The organism is Enterobacter cloacae complex sp. IR5458, assembly GCF_049238025.1.
GTDB classification, from domain to species: Bacteria; Pseudomonadota; Gammaproteobacteria; order Enterobacterales; family Enterobacteriaceae; genus Enterobacter; species Enterobacter kobei.
On record NZ_JBMKIF010000014.1, the window covers coordinates 13,243 to 30,785 of the forward strand.

Annotated in this window: 21 protein-coding genes; 10 read left to right on the top strand and 11 right to left on the bottom strand. The window is 57.2% G+C overall.

Going from position 1 to position 17,543, the window contains the following annotated elements:
• The 6 genes from ACOTYN_RS13045 to ACOTYN_RS13070 all read left to right on the top strand — a co-directional run bounded on the left by ACOTYN_RS13045 (position 1) and on the right by ACOTYN_RS13070 (position 3,741).
• A complete protein-coding gene (locus ACOTYN_RS13045; protein ID WP_332957989.1) occupies positions 1 to 702 on the top strand; it encodes a YggS family pyridoxal phosphate-dependent enzyme in 702 nt (233 codons plus the stop codon).
• Positions 703 to 723: 21 nt separating this feature from the next.
• Positions 724 to 1,290, top strand: a complete 567-nt coding sequence (locus ACOTYN_RS13050; RefSeq protein WP_014885192.1) for a YggT family protein — start codon at positions 724 to 726, stop codon at positions 1,288 to 1,290.
• Positions 1,287 to 1,583, top strand: coding sequence for a DUF167 family protein YggU (yggU, locus tag ACOTYN_RS13055; RefSeq protein WP_014885193.1), 297 nt, complete (start codon positions 1,287 to 1,289; stop codon positions 1,581 to 1,583). The genes ACOTYN_RS13050 and yggU overlap by 4 nt, the downstream gene beginning before the upstream one ends.
• Before the next feature lie 3 nt (positions 1,584 to 1,586).
• The gene (locus ACOTYN_RS13060; protein ID WP_023331280.1) at positions 1,587 to 2,180 is read left to right on the top strand and encodes an XTP/dITP diphosphatase; all 594 of its coding nucleotides are present in this window, start codon (positions 1,587 to 1,589) and stop codon (positions 2,178 to 2,180) included.
• Positions 2,173 to 3,315: a radical SAM family heme chaperone HemW gene (gene hemW, locus ACOTYN_RS13065; RefSeq protein WP_023338778.1), complete on the top strand. Its 1,143-nt coding sequence runs from the start codon at positions 2,173 to 2,175 to the stop codon at positions 3,313 to 3,315. Before ACOTYN_RS13060 ends, hemW begins: the two co-directional genes overlap by 8 nt.
• 63 nt (positions 3,316 to 3,378) lie before the next feature.
• Complete coding sequence (locus ACOTYN_RS13070) at positions 3,379 to 3,741, top strand: endonuclease domain-containing protein (protein ID WP_014885196.1); 363 nt, start codon at positions 3,379 to 3,381, stop codon at positions 3,739 to 3,741.
• 74 nt (positions 3,742 to 3,815) lie between these two features.
• On the opposite strand, the gene ACOTYN_RS13075 is transcribed toward ACOTYN_RS13070, so the two are convergent.
• From ACOTYN_RS13075 to trmB, 3 genes are read right to left on the bottom strand one after another with little or no spacing between them, the layout of a single operon-like run.
• A complete protein-coding gene (locus ACOTYN_RS13075) occupies positions 3,816 to 4,532 on the bottom strand; it encodes a DUF2884 domain-containing protein (RefSeq protein WP_014885197.1) in 717 nt (238 codons plus the stop codon).
• A 57-nt stretch (positions 4,533 to 4,589) separates the two neighbouring features.
• Complete coding sequence (locus tag ACOTYN_RS13080) at positions 4,590 to 4,916, bottom strand: YggL family protein (protein ID WP_014885198.1); 327 nt, start codon at positions 4,914 to 4,916, stop codon at positions 4,590 to 4,592.
• A complete protein-coding gene (gene trmB, locus ACOTYN_RS13085; RefSeq protein WP_014885199.1) occupies positions 4,916 to 5,635 on the bottom strand; it encodes a tRNA (guanosine(46)-N7)-methyltransferase TrmB in 720 nt (239 codons plus the stop codon). The genes ACOTYN_RS13080 and trmB overlap by 1 nt, the downstream gene beginning before the upstream one ends.
• 144 nt (positions 5,636 to 5,779) lie before the next feature.
• Between trmB and mutY the strand changes: the two genes are divergently transcribed.
• The 4 genes from mutY (at position 5,780) to ACOTYN_RS13105 (ending at position 9,814) form a co-directional block, all read left to right on the top strand.
• Complete coding sequence (gene mutY / locus ACOTYN_RS13090) at positions 5,780 to 6,832, top strand: A/G-specific adenine glycosylase (RefSeq protein ID WP_014885200.1); 1,053 nt, start codon at positions 5,780 to 5,782, stop codon at positions 6,830 to 6,832.
• Positions 6,833 to 6,858: 26 nt separating this feature from the next.
• Positions 6,859 to 7,131, top strand: coding sequence for an oxidative damage protection protein (locus ACOTYN_RS13095; protein ID WP_003862425.1), 273 nt, complete (start codon positions 6,859 to 6,861; stop codon positions 7,129 to 7,131).
• Between the two features lie 124 nt (positions 7,132 to 7,255).
• Positions 7,256 to 8,332 (top strand): membrane-bound lytic murein transglycosylase MltC, encoded by a 1,077-nt coding sequence (gene mltC / locus ACOTYN_RS13100; RefSeq protein ID WP_014885201.1) that lies wholly within the window; start codon positions 7,256 to 7,258, stop codon positions 8,330 to 8,332.
• Between the two features lie 225 nt (positions 8,333 to 8,557).
• Positions 8,558 to 9,814 carry a nucleoside permease gene (locus tag ACOTYN_RS13105; protein WP_014885202.1) on the top strand — a complete coding sequence of 419 codons (1,257 nt, stop codon included), beginning with the start codon at positions 8,558 to 8,560 and terminating at the stop codon, positions 9,812 to 9,814.
• 88 nt (positions 9,815 to 9,902) lie between these two features.
• Here the strand turns inward: ACOTYN_RS13105 and citG are convergent, their stop codons facing one another.
• Genes citG through ACOTYN_RS13145 form a run of 8 tightly spaced genes read right to left on the bottom strand, consistent with a single transcriptional unit; the run spans position 9,903 to position 17,211 of the window.
• Positions 9,903 to 10,706, bottom strand: a complete 804-nt coding sequence (citG, locus tag ACOTYN_RS13110) for a triphosphoribosyl-dephospho-CoA synthase CitG (RefSeq protein WP_332957992.1) — start codon at positions 10,704 to 10,706, stop codon at positions 9,903 to 9,905.
• Positions 10,684 to 11,223, bottom strand: a complete 540-nt coding sequence (citX, locus tag ACOTYN_RS13115; protein WP_023338783.1) for a citrate lyase holo-[acyl-carrier protein] synthase — start codon at positions 11,221 to 11,223, stop codon at positions 10,684 to 10,686. The genes citG and citX overlap by 23 nt, the downstream gene beginning before the upstream one ends.
• 2 nt (positions 11,224 to 11,225) lie before the next feature.
• Positions 11,226 to 12,743 carry a citrate lyase subunit alpha gene (citF, locus tag ACOTYN_RS13120; RefSeq protein WP_332957996.1) on the bottom strand — a complete coding sequence of 506 codons (1,518 nt, stop codon included), beginning with the start codon at positions 12,741 to 12,743 and terminating at the stop codon, positions 11,226 to 11,228.
• Between the two features lie 10 nt (positions 12,744 to 12,753).
• Positions 12,754 to 13,629: a citrate (pro-3S)-lyase subunit beta gene (gene citE / locus ACOTYN_RS13125; protein ID WP_014885206.1), complete on the bottom strand. Its 876-nt coding sequence runs from the start codon at positions 13,627 to 13,629 to the stop codon at positions 12,754 to 12,756.
• Positions 13,626 to 13,919 carry a citrate lyase acyl carrier protein gene (gene citD / locus ACOTYN_RS13130; protein ID WP_014885207.1) on the bottom strand — a complete coding sequence of 98 codons (294 nt, stop codon included), beginning with the start codon at positions 13,917 to 13,919 and terminating at the stop codon, positions 13,626 to 13,628. The genes citE and citD overlap by 4 nt, the downstream gene beginning before the upstream one ends.
• 16 nt (positions 13,920 to 13,935) lie before the next feature.
• Positions 13,936 to 14,958, bottom strand: coding sequence for a [citrate (pro-3S)-lyase] ligase (citC, locus tag ACOTYN_RS13135; protein WP_047028062.1), 1,023 nt, complete (start codon positions 14,956 to 14,958; stop codon positions 13,936 to 13,938).
• Positions 14,959 to 14,968: 10 nt separating this feature from the next.
• Positions 14,969 to 15,832 carry a fumarylacetoacetate hydrolase family protein gene (locus tag ACOTYN_RS13140; RefSeq protein WP_045134818.1) on the bottom strand — a complete coding sequence of 288 codons (864 nt, stop codon included), beginning with the start codon at positions 15,830 to 15,832 and terminating at the stop codon, positions 14,969 to 14,971.
• A 17-nt stretch (positions 15,833 to 15,849) separates the two neighbouring features.
• Positions 15,850 to 17,211 (bottom strand): 2-hydroxycarboxylate transporter family protein, encoded by a 1,362-nt coding sequence (locus tag ACOTYN_RS13145; RefSeq protein ID WP_014885210.1) that lies wholly within the window; start codon positions 17,209 to 17,211, stop codon positions 15,850 to 15,852.
• Positions 17,212 to 17,543: the final 332 nt, after the last annotated feature.

The following is a 17,543-nucleotide window of genomic DNA, read 5'->3' on the forward strand; positions in this document are numbered from 1 at the left end:
ATGAACGACATTGCGCATAACCTGGCACAGGTCCGGGACAAAATCTCAGCTGCCGCAACGCGTTGCGGCCGTGCTTCAGAAGAAATTACGCTCCTTGCAGTCAGCAAAACCAAGCCTGCGAGCGCCATCGCAGAAGCGATTGATGCAGGCCAGCGCGCATTTGGTGAGAACTACGTGCAGGAAGGCGTGGATAAAATTCGCGACTTCCGGGAAAAGGGGAATACGGATCTTCAGTGGCACTTTATTGGTCCACTGCAGTCGAACAAAAGCCGTCTGGTGGCTGAGCACTTCGACTGGTGCCATACGATTGACCGTCTGCGCATTGCCACACGCCTGAACGAACAACGCCCGGCAGAGATGCCAGCGCTTAACGTGCTGATACAAATCAACATCAGCGACGAAAACAGCAAGTCTGGCATTGCGATGAGCGAGCTGGATGCGCTGGCCGCAGACGTGGCCGCCCTGCCACGCTTAACCCTGCGTGGGCTGATGGCTATTCCGGCGCCAGAGTCAAGTTATGAAAGGCAGTTTGCCGTGGCACAGCAAATGGCTGTAGCATTTGAGGCGCTTAAAGTGCGCTACGACACGGTAGACACGCTTTCTCTGGGCATGTCGGATGATATGGAAGCCGCCATCGCGGCAGGCAGCACTATGGTGCGCATCGGTACCGCCATTTTCGGTGCGCGCGACTACTCCAAATAATAAGGAAACCTGAGGAACGCCATGAAGACGTTGACTTTCCTGCTCTCAACGGTCATTGAGCTGTATACGATGGCGCTTTTGCTGCGCGTCTGGATGCAGTGGGCCCGTTGTGATTTTTACAATCCGTTCTCCCAGTTTGTCGTGAAAATCACGCAACCTATTGTCGGGCCCCTGCGCCGTATTATCCCGGCCATGGGTCCCATCGACAGCGCTTCGCTGCTGGTAGCGTTTATTCTTAGCGTTATCAAAGCCATCGTGCTGTTTATGGTCATCACCTTCCAGCCGATTATCTGGATTGCCGCCGTGCTGATTCTGATCAAAACCGTCGGTCTGCTGATTTTCTGGGTGCTGCTGGTGATGGCCATCATGAGCTGGGTGAGCCAGGGGCGTAGCCCGGTAGAGTATGCCCTGATTCAGCTGGCCGAGCCGCTGCTGCGTCCGATCCGTAACTTACTTCCCTCTATGGGCGGCATCGACTTCTCCCCGATGATTCTGGTTCTGCTGCTCTATGTGATCAACATGGGGATCGCTGAACTGCTGCAGTCTACGGGCGACATGCTGTTGCCGGGGCTGTGGATGGCGCTATGAGTGCCGTAAGCACCTGCGCTGACGGGCTGGTTTTGCGGCTGTATATTCAGCCGAAAGCCAGCCGTGACAGTATTGTTGGACTGCATGGCGACGAGTTAAAAGTCGCCATCACCGCCCCGCCGGTTGACGGTCAGGCAAACGCGCATCTGACCAAATATCTGGCAAAACAGTTTCGCGTGGCCAAAAGCCAGGTCATCATTGAAAAAGGCGAACTGGGGCGGCATAAACAGGTAAAAATCCTCAACCCGCAATCCATCCCGACGGAAGTCGCGGCTTTGACAGAACAGGACTAAACCATGCAGAAAGTTGTTCTCGCGACCGGCAACGCCGGTAAAGTGCGCGAGTTGGCCTCGCTATTAAATGATTTTGGGCTGGATGTGGTCGCTCAGACCGATCTTGGCGTAGATTCTGCCGAAGAGACGGGGCTGACGTTTATTGAAAATGCGATCCTGAAAGCACGCCATGCCGCGCAGATTACCGGTCTGCCCGCCATTGCCGATGACTCCGGTCTGGCCGTCGATTTCCTTGGCGGCGCGCCGGGGATTTACTCTGCTCGTTATTCCGGTGTTGATGCAACCGACCAGCAGAATCTGGAAAAGCTGCTTGTTGCCCTGAAAGACGTACCGGACGAACAGCGGACCGCACAGTTCCACTGCGTGCTGGTCTATCTGCGTCACGCAGAGGACCCGACGCCGATCGTCTGCCACGGTAGCTGGCCGGGCGTGATTACCCGTGAAGCTGCGGGCAACGGCGGTTTTGGCTACGACCCGATTTTCTTTGTCCCGTCCGAGGGCAAAACCGCAGCGGAACTGACCCGCGAAGAGAAAAGCGCGATTTCCCACCGTGGGCGCGCACTGAAACTGTTACTGGAAGCACTGCGTAATGGCTAATTTGCCACCTCTGAGTCTTTATATTCACATCCCGTGGTGCGTGCAGAAATGCCCGTACTGCGATTTCAACTCGCACGCGCTGAAAGGTGAAGTGCCGCACGATGACTACGTTGCGCATCTGCTGGCTGACCTGGACGCCGATGTACCTTACGCACAGGGACGTGAAGTTAAGACCATTTTCATTGGTGGCGGTACGCCGAGCCTGCTGTCAGGCCCGGCGATGCAGACGCTGCTGGACGGCGTGCGTGCGCGCCTGAGCCTGGCCGCGGATGCTGAAATTACGATGGAAGCCAACCCCGGTACCGTTGAGGCCGATCGTTTTGTCGAGTATCAGCGTGCAGGCGTGAACCGTATTTCCATCGGCGTGCAGAGCTTTAGCGAGCCAAAACTGAAGCGCCTGGGGCGCATTCACGGTCCTGAGGAAGCAAAGCGTGCGGCAAACCTGGCGACAGGACTGGGTCTGCGCAGCTTTAACCTCGATTTGATGCACGGCCTGCCGGACCAGTCGCTCGACGAAGCGCTGGACGATCTGCGCCAGGCGATTGAACTTAACCCGCCGCATCTGTCCTGGTATCAGCTCACCATTGAGCCCAACACGCTGTTTGGTTCCCGTCCTCCGGTTCTGCCGGATGACGACGCGCTGTGGGATATTTTCGAGCAAGGCCACCAGTTGTTAACCGCTGCGGGGTATCAGCAGTACGAGACGTCTGCGTATGCGAAACCGGGGTATCAGTGTCAGCACAACCTGAACTACTGGCGTTTTGGCGACTACTTGGGAATTGGCTGCGGCGCGCACGGCAAGGTGACTTTCCCGGACGGTCGCATTCTGCGTACCGCCAAAACCCGCCACCCGCGAGGGTATATGGAAGGCCGTTATCTCGAGCGCCAGCACGACGTTGAGGCGGCGGATAAACCGTTTGAGTTCTTTATGAACCGCTTCCGCCTGCTGGAAGCCGCGCCGCGCGCGGAATTTGCGCGTTACACCGGTCTGCCGGAGTCAGTGATTCGTCCTCAGATTGACGAGGCGCTGGCGCAGGGGTATCTGACTGAGTGTGAAGATTACTGGCAGATCACCGAGCACGGCAAACTGTTCTTAAATTCCCTTCTTGAGCTGTTCCTCGCCGACGATTCCTGAAGGCTAATTCAGGTTTTTGCATCCCGTTCTGCCGGCTGAAGGAAAAGCTGGCAGAGTGTGGGGATGGAAATTACGCGATCATACGCTAAACAGCTCAGACGCGAGCTGACGAAGGAAGAAAGACGGCTTTGGTATTTATTACGAAGCCGCCGTTTCGAAAATTATAAATTTCGCCGACAGCATCCGGCAGGAAACTACATCCTGGATTTCGCATGCTGTGCGGCTCGCCTGGCCATTGAACTGGATGGCGGACAGCATGATGAAAATCAGGAATACGATCGTCAAAGGTCGAAGTGGTTACACCAAAAGGGCTGGTATGTCATTCGCTTCTGGAACAACGAACTCTGGAAAAACGAAGAGGCTGTATTAGAAAAGATCCTTGAAACACTGCAAATGCTGCAACCCTCACCCCGGCCCTCTCCCTGAAAGGGAGAGGGAGCAAACCATCCCCTCGCCCCTTTGGGGAGAGGGTTAGGGTGAGGGGCCCAGCGCACAGAGGATTACTTCAACGTCCCCACCAGCGCCTTCCGGCTATCTTCCAGCGACACCACGCGTTTACACACGTCTTTGCCGAACTGCTGGAAATCATCTTCCTGGTTCTTCCACTCGTTCTGAATTGAGGTCTGCAAGCCACCCAGACTGCCCAGCACGCCCTGCAGCGGGTTACCGCCGCCCTTCAGGACCGCTTTAGCCCCCATCTCGTTGATGCTGTCCTGCAGGATGCCGCCCATCGCCTGGTTCACCAGCTGCTGTCCGTCAGCACGGACCTGATCAATCGCCTTGTAGTGGAACGTCAGGCCATCAGAGCGCGTCTCGATAATCCGGTTCATCTGCTCTTTGAGCTGCTTATCGAGCTTCGTCAGGCGGGAGCGCATATTGCTGCTCTCCCCCACCTCTTTGGTAATGATCTTATCCAGTGCAACACGGCTTTTTTCGACGCGCGTCAGGGCTCCTTCATTAATCCATGGCAGCGCGGTACGCAAATCGGCCTGATAGTCTTTCGCCTGCTCACGCTGTGCGGCTGTCAGATTGTACTCTTTGCCGTTAAAGGTGACGTTCCCTTGCGGCGTAATCACCAGATTGCCGTTCTCGCCTTTGACCTGCACGGTTTGCGGGCTTAACACCACGTCATCACGCGGGGTGACGCTACATTTATACTCCGCATGGGCGGTGAATCCGGTTGCCATCAAAGCAACAGCCAGCAACGTTTTGCGCATCTTAAACACTCCCTCAGACAAAATGGGCCAGCTAATGCTGGCCCCGTACTTGCTTTATTAGTCCCACCAAACGTCGAAAAGTTCGCTGACGCGGACATCTTCCAGCTTGTGGTCTTCAAGCCATTTACGAACCAGCGCCTGATGTTCTTCGGTGCATTTACCCACTTCCTGGGTGCAGATCAGACCTTCCCACGCCAGGTAACCGCTACCGTCGAAGGCCAGCTTGTTGGGCTCAATCACGTCGTTGATGAAGGCATCCACGTCCTGATCGATCTGTTCTACACTGGTGCCTTCCGGGAAACGCCACGCAACGGAGAAACCCACTTCCTGGAATTCTTCGATGTGCATTTTTTTACGCAGACGACGGCTACGATTCTTTGCCATTATTTCACCCTCTCGAACATTAAGTCCCATACACCGTGACCAAGACGATGGCCACGCTGTTCAAATTTCGTTACCGGACGTGAATCCGGACGCGGAACATAGTCGTTGCTTTCAGACTGGTTTTTATACCCGTCCAGAGACGACATCACTTCCAGCATATGTTCCGCATAAGGTTCCCAGTCGGTCGCCATATGGAAGACGCCGCCCAGTTTCAGCTTGCTTTTCACCAGCTCGGCAAACGGTGCCTGAACGATACGGCGTTTATTATGACGTGCTTTGTGCCACGGGTCAGGGAAAAAGAGCTGAACCATGGTTAAAGAATTGTCAGGAATCATTTTGTGCAGCACTTCCACCGCGTCATGACACATTACGCGCAGGTTCTCTACACCCTCTTCATGGGCAGTTGCGAGACACGCGCCGACGCCCGGGGAGTGCACTTCAATACCGAGGAAGTTCTGCTCCGGGCGAGCTTGCGCCATGGTCACCAGAGAGGTGCCCATACCAAAACCAATCTCCAGCGTGACTGGCGCTTCGCGGCCAAACAGCCCGGCAAAGTCCAGCGGCTGCTCGCTGAACTCAACGCCCATCACCGGCCAGTAGTTGTCCAGCGCATGTTGCTGCCCTTTTGTCAGGCGGCCCTGACGACGGACAAAGCTGCGAATACGGCGCAGCGGGCGACCGTTTTCATCAAATTCCGGTGAAATGACGTCGTTTTTCATAAAAGAGTTGTCTGCTTGTGAGAATGTTCGGGAAACGGGCATTATCCAAAGTTAAGGCGTCTATGCAAGCATGGGAAAGATCCGGTTTACAGCAGATTGACGCTGTGCTGCAATCTGCGTCCCTGATTATGTGAATCGATGACCATGCAAGCCTCTCAATTTTCAGCCCAGGTGCTGGACTGGTACGACAAATACGGGCGTAAAACCCTGCCCTGGCAAATTGAAAAAACGCCTTACAAAGTATGGCTCTCCGAAGTGATGTTGCAACAAACGCAGGTCGCCACGGTGATCCCATACTTTGAGCGTTTTATGGCACGCTTCCCGACGGTGACAGACCTGGCGAATGCCCCGCTGGACGAGGTATTGCACCTGTGGACAGGCCTGGGCTATTACGCCCGCGCGCGTAATCTGCACAAGGCCGCGCAGCAGGTCGCCACGCGCCACAACGGTAAATTCCCGGAAACTTTCGATGAAGTGGCAGATTTACCCGGCGTCGGGCGTTCTACGGCGGGAGCCATTCTCTCTCTCTCTTTGGGTAAGCATTTCCCGATCCTCGACGGCAACGTGAAGCGCGTGCTGGCACGTTGCTATGCCGTGGACGGCTGGCCCGGTAAAAAAGAGGTTGAGAAACGTCTGTGGGAGATCAGTGAAGCGGTTACCCCGGCCAACGGCGTCGAACGTTTTAACCAGGCGATGATGGATCTGGGTGCGATGGTTTGCACGCGCTCAAAACCCAAGTGCGAACTCTGCCCGCTCAATACTCTCTGCGTGGCCTACGCTAACCATTCGTGGTCGCAATACCCGGGGAAAAAACCGAAGCAGACGCTACCGGAGCGCACCGGTTACATGCTGCTGATGCAGCACGGCGACGAGGTGTTCCTGGCCCAGCGTCCACCGAGCGGCCTGTGGGGCGGTCTATACTGCTTCCCACAGTTTGAAGATGAAGATTTGCTGCGTGAATGGCTTAAACAGCGCGGTATTGCTGCCGATAACCTGACGCAGCTGACCGCGTTTCGCCATACCTTCAGCCATTTCCACCTGGATATTGTGCCGATGTGGCTTCCCGTGTCCTCATTTGCCTCGTGCATGGATGAAGGCACCGCTCTCTGGTATAACTTAGCGCAACCGCCATCAGTCGGGCTGGCGGCTCCCGTGGAGCGCCTGTTACAGCAATTACGTGCCGGTGCAATGGTTTAGCATCGACAAGAAAAAGAGGAATGAGTATGGCCAGAACGATTTTTTGTACTTTCCTGCAGCGTGACGCTGAAGGCCAGGATTTCCAGCTTTATCCGGGTGATCTGGGTAAACGCATTTATAACGAGATCTCCAAAGAAGCCTGGGGACAGTGGCAGAAAAAGCAGACCATGCTGATTAACGAGAAAAAGCTCAGCATGATGAACCCGGAACACCGCAAGCTGCTGGAACAGGAGATGGTGAACTTCCTGTTTGAAGGCAAAGACGTGCACATCGAAGGCTATACGCCCCCAGAAAAATAATATTGAGCGGCTGTTGCCGGGTGGCGCTTCGCTTACCCGGCCTACAAAACCGTAGGCCCGTGCAAGCGAAGCGCCGCCGGGCAATAGCAACGACTAAGCAAACACAACACGCACGCCCGGAATGATGAAAAAACTTTTAGCGCTAGCCCTTGTTGCGCCGTTGCTGGTCTCCTGTTCGTCAAAAAAAGGCGATGATTACAACGAAGCCTGGATCAAGGACACCAACGGTTTTGACATTTTGATGGGGCAGTTTGCCCACAACATCGAAAACATATGGGGATTTAACGAAGTTCTTATTGCCGGACCGAAGGACTACGTTAAGTACACCGACGCCTATCTGACCCGTAGCCACATCAACTTTGATGAGGGTACGATCACCATTGAAACCATCGCGGGTACTGACCCTGCGGCACGACTGCGTCAGGCGATTATCAAAACCCTGCTGATGGGTGACGACCCGGGATCTATCGATCTCTACTCCGATGCCGACGATATCACCATCTCGAAAGAGCCGTTCCTGTACGGTCAGGTTGTCGATCAAACCGGCCAGCCAATCCGCTGGGAAGGTCGCGCCACGAAATTTGCCGACTATCTGCTGCAGACGCGACTGAAGAGCCGCTCTAACGGCCTGAAGATAATTTATAGCGTCACCATCAACCTCGTGCCGAACCACCTCGACAAGCGTGCGCATAAGTATCTTGGCATGGTGCGTCAGGCATCACGTAAGTACGGCGTGGATGAGTCGCTGATCCTGGCGATTATGCAGACCGAATCGTCGTTCAACCCTTACGCAGTTAGCCGTTCCGACGCCCTGGGGCTGATGCAGGTAGTCCAGCACAGCGCCGGTAAAGATGTCTTCCGCGCGCAGGGCAAATCCGGCACGCCGAGCCGTAGCTATCTGTTCGATCCCCAGAGCAACATTGATACCGGCACGGCCTATCTGGCGATGCTGAACAATGTCTATCTCGGCGGCATCGATAACCCGACCTCACGCCGCTATGCCGTAATCACCGCCTATAACGGCGGCGCGGGCAGCGTGCTGCGCGTCTTCTCGAACGACAAAGTGCAGGCCGCAAACATCATCAACAGCATGGCGCCGGGGGATGTTTACTCAACCCTCACCACCCGCCACCCATCAGCGGAGTCCCGCCGCTATCTGTATAAGGTCAATACGGCGCAGAAGAACTATCGTCGTCGCTAAAAAACTCCCCCTCACCCTAACCCTCTCCCCAAAAGGGAGAGGGGACTTGAACACCCATACGAAAATGTTATTTGCATCACAATCCAAACTGCAAATTAATGTGGATTGCATTTTTTTGCGGGAGGTAACAAAACATATCGTTGCCAACTGATAGAATTGCATCAAATAACAACCCTGAATGTTCCAAAAACAACATATCTCCCGCTCACTTGTGAGGAAAGTAACATGAACCTTAAGCTGCAGCTTAAAATATTGTCGTTTCTGCAGTTCTGCCTGTGGGGTAGCTGGCTGACTACACTCGGCTCCTATATGTTTGTGACGCTCAAGTTCGATGGTGCGTCAATCGGTGCCGTCTACAGCTCGCTGGGTATCGCGGCGGTCTTCATGCCAACACTGCTCGGTATCGTGGCGGATAAATGGTTAAGTGCGAAATGGCTGTACATGCTTTGCCATCTGGTGGGCGCGGGGACGCTGTTTATGGCGGCCGAAGTGACCACGCCAGGGGCAATGTTTATGGTGATCCTGCTTAACTCGCTGGCCTATATGCCAACGCTTGGGCTGATCAACACCATCTCTTACTACCGCCTGAAATCTGCCGGGATGGATATCGTGACCGATTTCCCGCCAATCCGTATCTGGGGCACCATCGGCTTTATCATGGCAATGTGGGGCGTGAGCTTCGCAGGCTTTGAACTGAGCCATATGCAGCTCTACATCGGTGCCGCGCTCTCCGTGCTGCTGGCGATCTTCACCCTGACGCTGCCAACCATTCCGGTTTCAAACCAGCAGAAAAACCAGAGCTGGAGCACCATGCTCGGTCTGGACGCGTTCGCGCTGTTTAAAAACAAACGGATGGCGATCTTCTTTATCTTCTCCATGCTGCTGGGCGCAGAGCTGCAGATCACCAACATGTTCGGCAACACCTTCCTGCACAGCTTCGATAACAATCCGCTGTTTGCCGGAAGCTTTATCGTTGAGCATGCGTCGGTGATGATGTCGATCTCTCAGATCTCTGAGACGCTGTTCATCCTGACCATCCCGTTCTTCCTGAGCCGCTACGGCATCAAGAACGTCATGCTGATCAGTATCGCGGCATGGATGTTGCGCTTTGGTCTGTTCGCCTACGGCGACCCGAGCGCATTCGGCACCGTACTGCTGGTGCTGTCGATGATTGTTTACGGTTGTGCCTTCGACTTCTTCAACATTTCCGGTTCCGTATTCGTGGAAAAAGAAGTGAAGCCTGAAATCCGCGCCAGCGCTCAGGGCATGTTCCTGATGATGACCAACGGCTTCGGCTGTATTCTGGGCGGCGTGGTGAGCGGTAAAGTGGTAGAGATGTACACCACCAACGGCATCACCAACTGGCAGCCGGTGTGGCTGATCTTCGCCGCATACTCGCTGGTGCTGTTCTTCGCGTTCATCGCGCTGTTCAAGTACAAGCACGTGCGTGTGCCGAACGGTGCGCAGCCGATCGCGCACTAATCTTTGGTGTGTTGTGCCCGGTGGCGCTAACGCTTACCGGGCCTACAAAACCCAACCGTAGGCCGGGTAAGGCGAAGCCTCCACCCGGCTATTTTATTCCAGACAGCACCCACCCCACCGACAGCAAATCCGCGCTGCCGCCCGGACTCAGATTGCGTTCTATCAATGCGATATCCATTTTAAGCAACGCTTCGCGGTCCCAGCCGTTAGCCAGCAATTCCCGCGCGTAGTCCTGAACGTAGCGCAGCCCTTCCATGCCACCGCGCGACACCAGATTGCTGTCCTGATTGACTGACATCAGGCGTAACAGCAGGCTGTGAAGCGACCGTCCGTTCCACTGAGCCAACGCCTTACGCACCGTGGCAAAGCCGCTTTCCGCCTCACCGCGCGCGCCGGTTAAGCCGTACTGCTGAAACTGCCGCTCGCCCGCCGTCGCCTGCCCGCTGCGCGCGGCCAACTCTCGCGACACCAGCCCGCGGCAGATGTTACCCACCTCACAACAGAGGCTGTCCGCAGAAAGATTGTTCACACGCCCGGCGGCGAAGCACAGTAAACCCAGGGCAAAAATCCCGCCCTTGTGGGTGTTCACTCCGTTCGTCGCGGCGTACATCGCCTGCTCGCAGGCCATCCCCATTGGGCGGATAATCCGTAGCTGTGCGTCAGCAGGTTTATCCACATGCGCACTACCCAGCTCGGCAAAACGCGCAAACCACGGCGTAATCGCCGCAATGCTGCGGGCAAACAGCGCGTGGTCCATATCGCGGTGGGAACCGTTATTGAGCTTGTCCACCAGCCCCGGTTTGGGCGTCAGCTCCAGCTCCTGCCACAGTGCCGCTTCGGCAAGCGCGGGCACGTCCGCAATGCGGGGTTTAGTCGCGAGCAAACCAGTCATCAATCATCTTCTCCACCCGGGAAACCACCTGCTCAACGGGATGGTTCCGCGAGCGGGAACAGGCATGCGCAGGTTCGTCGCAGATCAGGCAGCGTCTGAGATTTGCCCCCAGCGAATGACGCCCGACGTGGCCATGCTGAGGGCAGATAACATCCAGATCCCACAGCCTGCCGAGCGGGTGCGTCTGCTCCAGATCCGCGCAGTGCGCTTTAATTTCCGCTGCCGGATGAGCCACGCACCACAGGGCCTCGGGCCCGGTCGGAAGCCACAGCACCTGACGGTCCAGCACCTGCCAGCGGTTCTCCCATAGCAGCTGGTCGCACGTCTGGAGCGCTACGCCCATGGTGTTGCGATAGCGCAGGCTGTCTTTAATTTCCCCTGGCGTGACCAGCGTGAGGGAAATCACCGGTTGTTGATAGTGCTCAAGCATGTCAGCCTGACGCGCTGCGCGGCGCTCTTTCGCCGCCAGCAGTTCGTCCAGGCTGACACCCGTCCGCACGGGTGTCGCTACTGTCATAATCACTCCTTCACCTGTCGCACTGTGTCGATCACGCTGCCGTCGCGGTAGCGGATCACCCCGACGATTTTGTCGGTAAACTCAATCGGCTTCGGTACGCCCGTCAGCGATATCGCCCGTTCATAGAGCGCGTTGATATCCACAATCTTCAGCCCGGCAGCCATCAGCCGCTCACGCACCTCCGGGCGCGCCGGGTTAACCGCAATGCCGTGATCGGTGACCAGCACGTCGATGCTCTCACCCGGCGTGAGGCGCGTGGTGACGCGCTTCACGACCGTCGGAATGCGGCTGCGCAGCAGCGGCGCAACGACGATGGTGAGGTTCGCCGCAGCGGCCACGTCGCAGTGTCCGCCGGACGCGCCGCGCATCACGCCGTCGGAGCCGGTGATGACGTTGGCGTTGAAATCAACGTCGATTTCGAGGGCGCTGAGGATCACCACGTCGAGCTGGTCGCAGCTTGCCGCCTTGCTGCCGGGGTTGGCGTAAACATTGGTGGAGATCTCCACGTGGTTCGGGTTGCGCGCCAGAGACGCCGCCGCCTGGCCGTCAAAGCACTGGGTGTCGAGCAGCTTTTCGATGAGCCCCTTCTCGTGCAAATCCACCAGGCTGCCGGTGATGCCGCCAAGCGCGAAGCGCGCCTTCACGCCGCTGCGCTCCATTTTCTCTTCCATAAAACGCGTGCAGGCGGTCGCCGCCGCGCCGGAGCCGGTCTGCATTGAGAAGCCCGGGTTAAAGTAGCCGGAATGTTCAATCACGTCCGCCGCATAGCGGGCGATCATCAGCTCGCGCGGGTTGCTGGTGACGCGCGCCGCGCCAACGCTGATTTTCGCCGGGTCACCGACGCTCTCAACCTGCACGATGTAGTCCACCTGGTCCTGCACCAGGCTGGCAGGCATATTGGGGAACGGCACCAGTTCTTCGGTCAGCAGCACCACCTTGCGGGCAAAGTGCGCATCCACCATGGCGTAGCCCAGCGAGCCGCAGCAGGATTTACCGTGGGTGCCGTTGGCGTTGCCAAACTCATCGCTGCACGGCACGCCGAGAAACGCCACGTCGATATTCAGCTCGCCGTCCTGCAAGAGCTTTACGCGCCCGCCGTGGGAGTGAATTTGCACCGGCTCGTCCATCAGCCCGTGGGAGATGGCATCCGCCAGCCTGCCGCGCATTCCGGAGGTGTAAATCCGGGTGATGACGCCGCTTTCAATATGCTCGATCAGCGCGTCATTGCAGGTCATCAGCGAGCTGGAGGCCAGCGTCAGGTTTTTGAAACCCATTCGCGCCAGCAGCGCCACGACGGTGTTGATCACCCGGTCGCCTTCGCGAAACGCGTGGTGGAAAGAGATGGTCATCCCGTCCTGCAGGCCGCAGCGCTTCACCGCCTCTTCAACGGAGGCGCAGAGTTTGCGGCTGTGCTTCGCGTCAGCATCCGCCAGCCACGGCGTCGCGCTGTGGGCGGTATCAAACGGTTTTAAGCCCCGCAGATGGGGGAAATTCATATGGAGAAGTTCAGTCTGGTTCATTCTGTCATCCTTACCGACGCACGCCGGAGGCCGCCGCGCGCTCCAGCACCACCTGCGCGTGGTTAATAATCGGTGCATCCACCATTTTGCCGTTGAGCGACACCACGCCCAGGCCGTTACGCTCGCCCTCTTCTGCCGCCTCAATCACTCGCTTCGCGTGTTCCACCTCTTCCTGCGTCGGGGCGTAAGCGTTATGCAGCAGGTCAATCTGGCGCGGGTTAATCAGCGATTTGCCGTTAAAGCCCATCTTGCGGATCAGATCGACCTCGCGCAGGAACCCGGCCTCGTCGTTAACGTCTGACCACACCACGTCGAAGGCGTCGATGCCCGCCGCACGGGCGGCGTGCAATACGGCGCAGCGGGCGTAGAACAGCTCGGTGCCGTCGCCGCGCTCGGTCTGCATATCCATCACATAATCAAAGGCGGCCAGCGCGATGCCGATGAGGCGCGGGGAGCTGCGGGCAATCGCCACGGCATTTATCACGCCAATGGCCGATTCAATCGCCGCCATGACGCGGGTAGAGCCGACTTCGCGGCCGCACTCGCGTTCAATACGCGCCAGGTGCCCCTCCAGCTCGTAGATATCGTCCGGGGTGTCCGTTTTCGGCAGGCGAATCACGTCCACGCCCGCCCGCACGGCGGCTTCCAGATCCAGCAGGCCAAACGGCGTGCTCAGCGGGTTAATGCGCACCACGGTTTCGATATCCTGATACATCGGGTGCTGTAGCGCGTGGAACACCAGCATGCGCGCGGTGTCTTTCTCGCGCAGGGCAACGGCGTCTTCCAGGTCAAACATGATGGAATCAGGCCGGTAGATAAAGGCGGTGGAAAGCATGGCGGCGTTGGCGCCCGGCAGGAACAGCATACTGCGGCGGAGTTTGCTCATTTCAGCGCCCCCCAGTTGATGGTTTGATCATCGGCGGCACGCATCAGCGCGCTTTGCAGGCGGGCGCGAATAACACAGTCCAGCGCCCCTTTATCTTCAATAATGATGAGTCCCTGGTGCACGTTCATGGCGCGCAATGTGTCGTTGACCACTTGGCGAATCTGCTCGCCAAACTGCTTAATCACTTCACTGTGGATGACTATCTCCAGCTCGCCGTGAGCGGGAGCGATTTTCACCATCAGGTCGCTGGACTCCTGCGTGCCGGCCAGCGCCTCCCTTACAATATTCATGATAAATTCCTGGTAGTTATGCGACTTCGGCACTCGCACGGTAATGCGTTTCGAGATGCGCGAAGGTGGAGTCCGGGACAATCTCCCGGATCCGGGAAAATTGCTGTGCCTTGAGTAAACGGCGCACTTCGGACGCGGAAATGGCGTTGCCGGTGGCCTTGATGCGCGGCATTTCCACCACCTCAATATGCGAGGCCAGCAGATCGTGCAGCGTCTGGTTGTACTGCCGGGTGATATCGCAAAAGGGCTCCGAGCCGATGAAGCGGTGAGTGATGCCCAGCGCCGGGGCAATAAAGTCGCGGAAAATCAGCACGTCGATTTCACTCCACGCCTGCTGCACTTTGCCGGTCTCCTTCAGGAAGTAGGCCGGGAAGGTGGCGCGGGAGATGATGTACTGCGAGCCTTCATGCACCACCACGTTCGGCAGTTGTGCCACGCCCGCCCGCACCATCTCAATGCGCGCGCTAAACGGGAAGAACGACGCATCTTCACGCACCACGAAGAGATGCAGCGCATCGCACTGCTGCGCCGCCTGCTCCACCAGATGGCGATGGCCGAGGGTGAAAGGATTGGCGTTCATCACTATCGCGCCAATGTTCTCCCCGCTTTTGCGCTTCGCGCGCAGGGAACGGCAGTAGCGTTCGATCCCCTGCGGGGTGTTCTCCATCAGCACCGCGTTGTTTCCGCTCTGGGCAATCGGCCAGAAGCCACTGCGGGCAAAGCGCTCCCGGTTGCACGGACGGGTGCAGAGGAAGAGATGAAAATGGCCGCGCTCCAGCGCCGCATTTTCCACCTCAGCCAGCAGCCGCGCGCTGAGGTTCTCGCCGCGAAGCTGCTCGTTGACCGCCACGCATTTGATGACGTTGGCGGCAAGCCCTGCGCAACCCACCAGCTGCGAGCCGGACCAGGCTTCGACAAACAGCGTGATGTCGTTGTCCAGGCCAAGGCCGCTGTCTGCCAGCAGGTAGCGGATCTGGCTTAAGCGTTCCGGATGCTTCGCCACCAGAGTGTGGCGAAAATCGATGGGTTGACTGTTCATGCCGTTTTACTCAGTGTGCTGCCGCAAGCCCGACGGCGGGCGCTTCTACGATCACGTTGCTCAGATGACCGATATGCTCGATCTCCACCTCAATGCGATCGCCCTCTTTCATAAACAGCGGCGGGTTACGCTTTTTCCCCACCCCGCCCGGGGATCCGGTGATGATCACATCGCCCGGGCTGAGGCGGGTGAAGGTGCTGATGTACTCGATCAGCTCCGCAACCTTGTGGATCATGCTGCTGGTGTTGTCTTCCTGCACCATGCGGCCGTTCAGCCAGGTGCGGATTGCCAGCTGGTGCGGATCCGGGATCTCATCCGCCGTCGCCATCCAGGGGCCAAACGCACCGGTCTGACGCCAGTTTTTTCCGGCGGTAAACCAGGTGTGCTGCCAGTCACGGGCGGAGCCGTCCATGTAGCAGCTGTAGCCCGCCACGTGGCGCAGCGCGTCGTCGCGGCTGATGTTCTCCCCACCTTTGCCGATGATCACCGCCAGCTCGCCTTCGTAGTCGAATTCACTGGAGTGGCGCGGCTTCAGCACCGGTTCGTTATGGCCGGTCTGTGAATCCGGGAAGCGGACAAACAGCGTCGGGGCCGGGTTATGCTGGTCAAACTCCTTGCGCTTGTCGGCGTAGTTCATGCCCACGCAGAGAATTTTTTCCGGCTGCTCAATCACCGGTAAGAAGGTGATAGCGCTCATCGGCACGTCCACCGCGTCGTTCAGGTAGCGGGTGGCCTGTGCCAGCCCGTTGCCCTGCAGCAGCGCCTTGAGGTCGCTGTAGCGGTCGCCGAGACGGCGGCCTAAATCAATCACGCCGTCGGCCTGGACGATGCCGTAGCTGCGTTTTCCCTGGTATAAAAAGCTTGCGAGTTTCATTGTTCTTTCCTGAAAACTTAAACGAGGAAGTTGCCCAGAATCAGCAGAGAGATAGAGACGTTAATCGCTCCGCCGATACGGGTAGCAATCTGGGCGAACGGCATCAGGCTCATGCGGTTGCCTGCGGTCAGGATCGCCACGTCGCCGGTACCGCCCTGCCCGCTCTGGCAGCAGGAGACGATGGCGACATCAATCGGATGCATACCGATCTTTTTGCCGACGAAGAAGCCGGTCGCCACCAGCGCAGAAACGGTGCTGACAATCACCAGCAGGTTGCTGACGGTGAACGCCGCCACCAGTTCGTGCCACGGGGTAATAGCCACGCCGACGGCGAAGAGGATGGGGTAGGTCACGGAAGTCTGGAAGAATTTGTAGACGACCTGCGAACCTTCCAGCAGGCGCGGAGAGGCGCCGTTGCAGAGCTTCACCAGCACCGCCATAAACAGCATGCCGACCGGGGCTGGCAGGCCAATGAGCTTGTGGCCGAGCATGCCCAGCATGTAGAGCAGCACCGCCAGCAGAGCGCCAGAGGCGATTGTGGTCACGTCCGCTTTACCAGAGAACGCAGGCTGAGAGACGGTGGTATCGGCATTGGCGCGGTTAGGCATCAGCTGGCCTTCACCGGTCAGGTGCGGGTAGCGCTTACCAAGCTGGTTCAGGCAACCGGAGATAATGATCGCGGTCAGACCGCCGAGCATCACCATCGGCAGCACGCGGCCGAGCGCTACGCCCTGGTCCATGTGCAGCAGGGTGGCATAACCGATGGAAAGCGGAATTGCGCCTTCCCCGACACCGCCCGCCATAATGGGCAGAATGATAAAGAAGAAGATCTGGAACGGCTCCAGGCCCAGCGCGAGACCAACGCCCATCCCCACCAGCATGCCGACAATTTCACCGCACAGCATCGGGAAGAAGATGCGCAGGAAGCCCTGAATCAGCACTGTGCGGTTCATGCTCATGATGCTGCCGACGATAATGCAGCAGATGTAAAGATAGAGAATATTGGTGGATTTATAGAACTTCGTGGTGGACTCGACCACCACATCCGGCAGCAGGCCGTAATAGACCAGCGCGGAAGGGATAAAGGTGGCGCAAATCGCCGCCGCACCGAGCTTGCCGACAATCGGCAGGCGCTTGCCAAACTCACCGCAGGCAAAGCCGAAGAAGGCCAGGGTCGCTACCATCACCACGATGTCGCTCGGCAGCTTTCCGCCCAGACAATCAATCGCAATCAGTGCGCCCGCCAGAACAAACAGCGGCAGAGGGATAATCCCGATTTTCCAGGTATCCATAATATGCCACCAACGCTCTTTGAGCGAGGGTCGCTGAATTTCAATCGGGTCGTGGGTAACAGAGAAAGAATCGTCAGTTGTGCTCATAATAAGCCCCTTGGTTATTTTGTGCGTTCAGCTTAGAGTCACAAAGGCTTACTTTATGTGAGGGATGACATATTAAAAGCGAAGTTTTAATGGCCACTATGGTTTTAATGGTTTCTTTTATTTAATGTGATTTATGCCTTATTTATTATCGTGGTTTTTATGGTTTCTTTTCTGAATTGAACAAACAAATAACATTTATTCATATAGCCTGAACGAGGTAAGCCCTCAGGATAAATCTTTTACAGCACCCGCTGTGCAAGGGATCACAAGTTTTCGGCAAAGCGCAGGCAGCCACAGAAAAAAAGATGATATATTGGCGTTCTTTGTCGCTA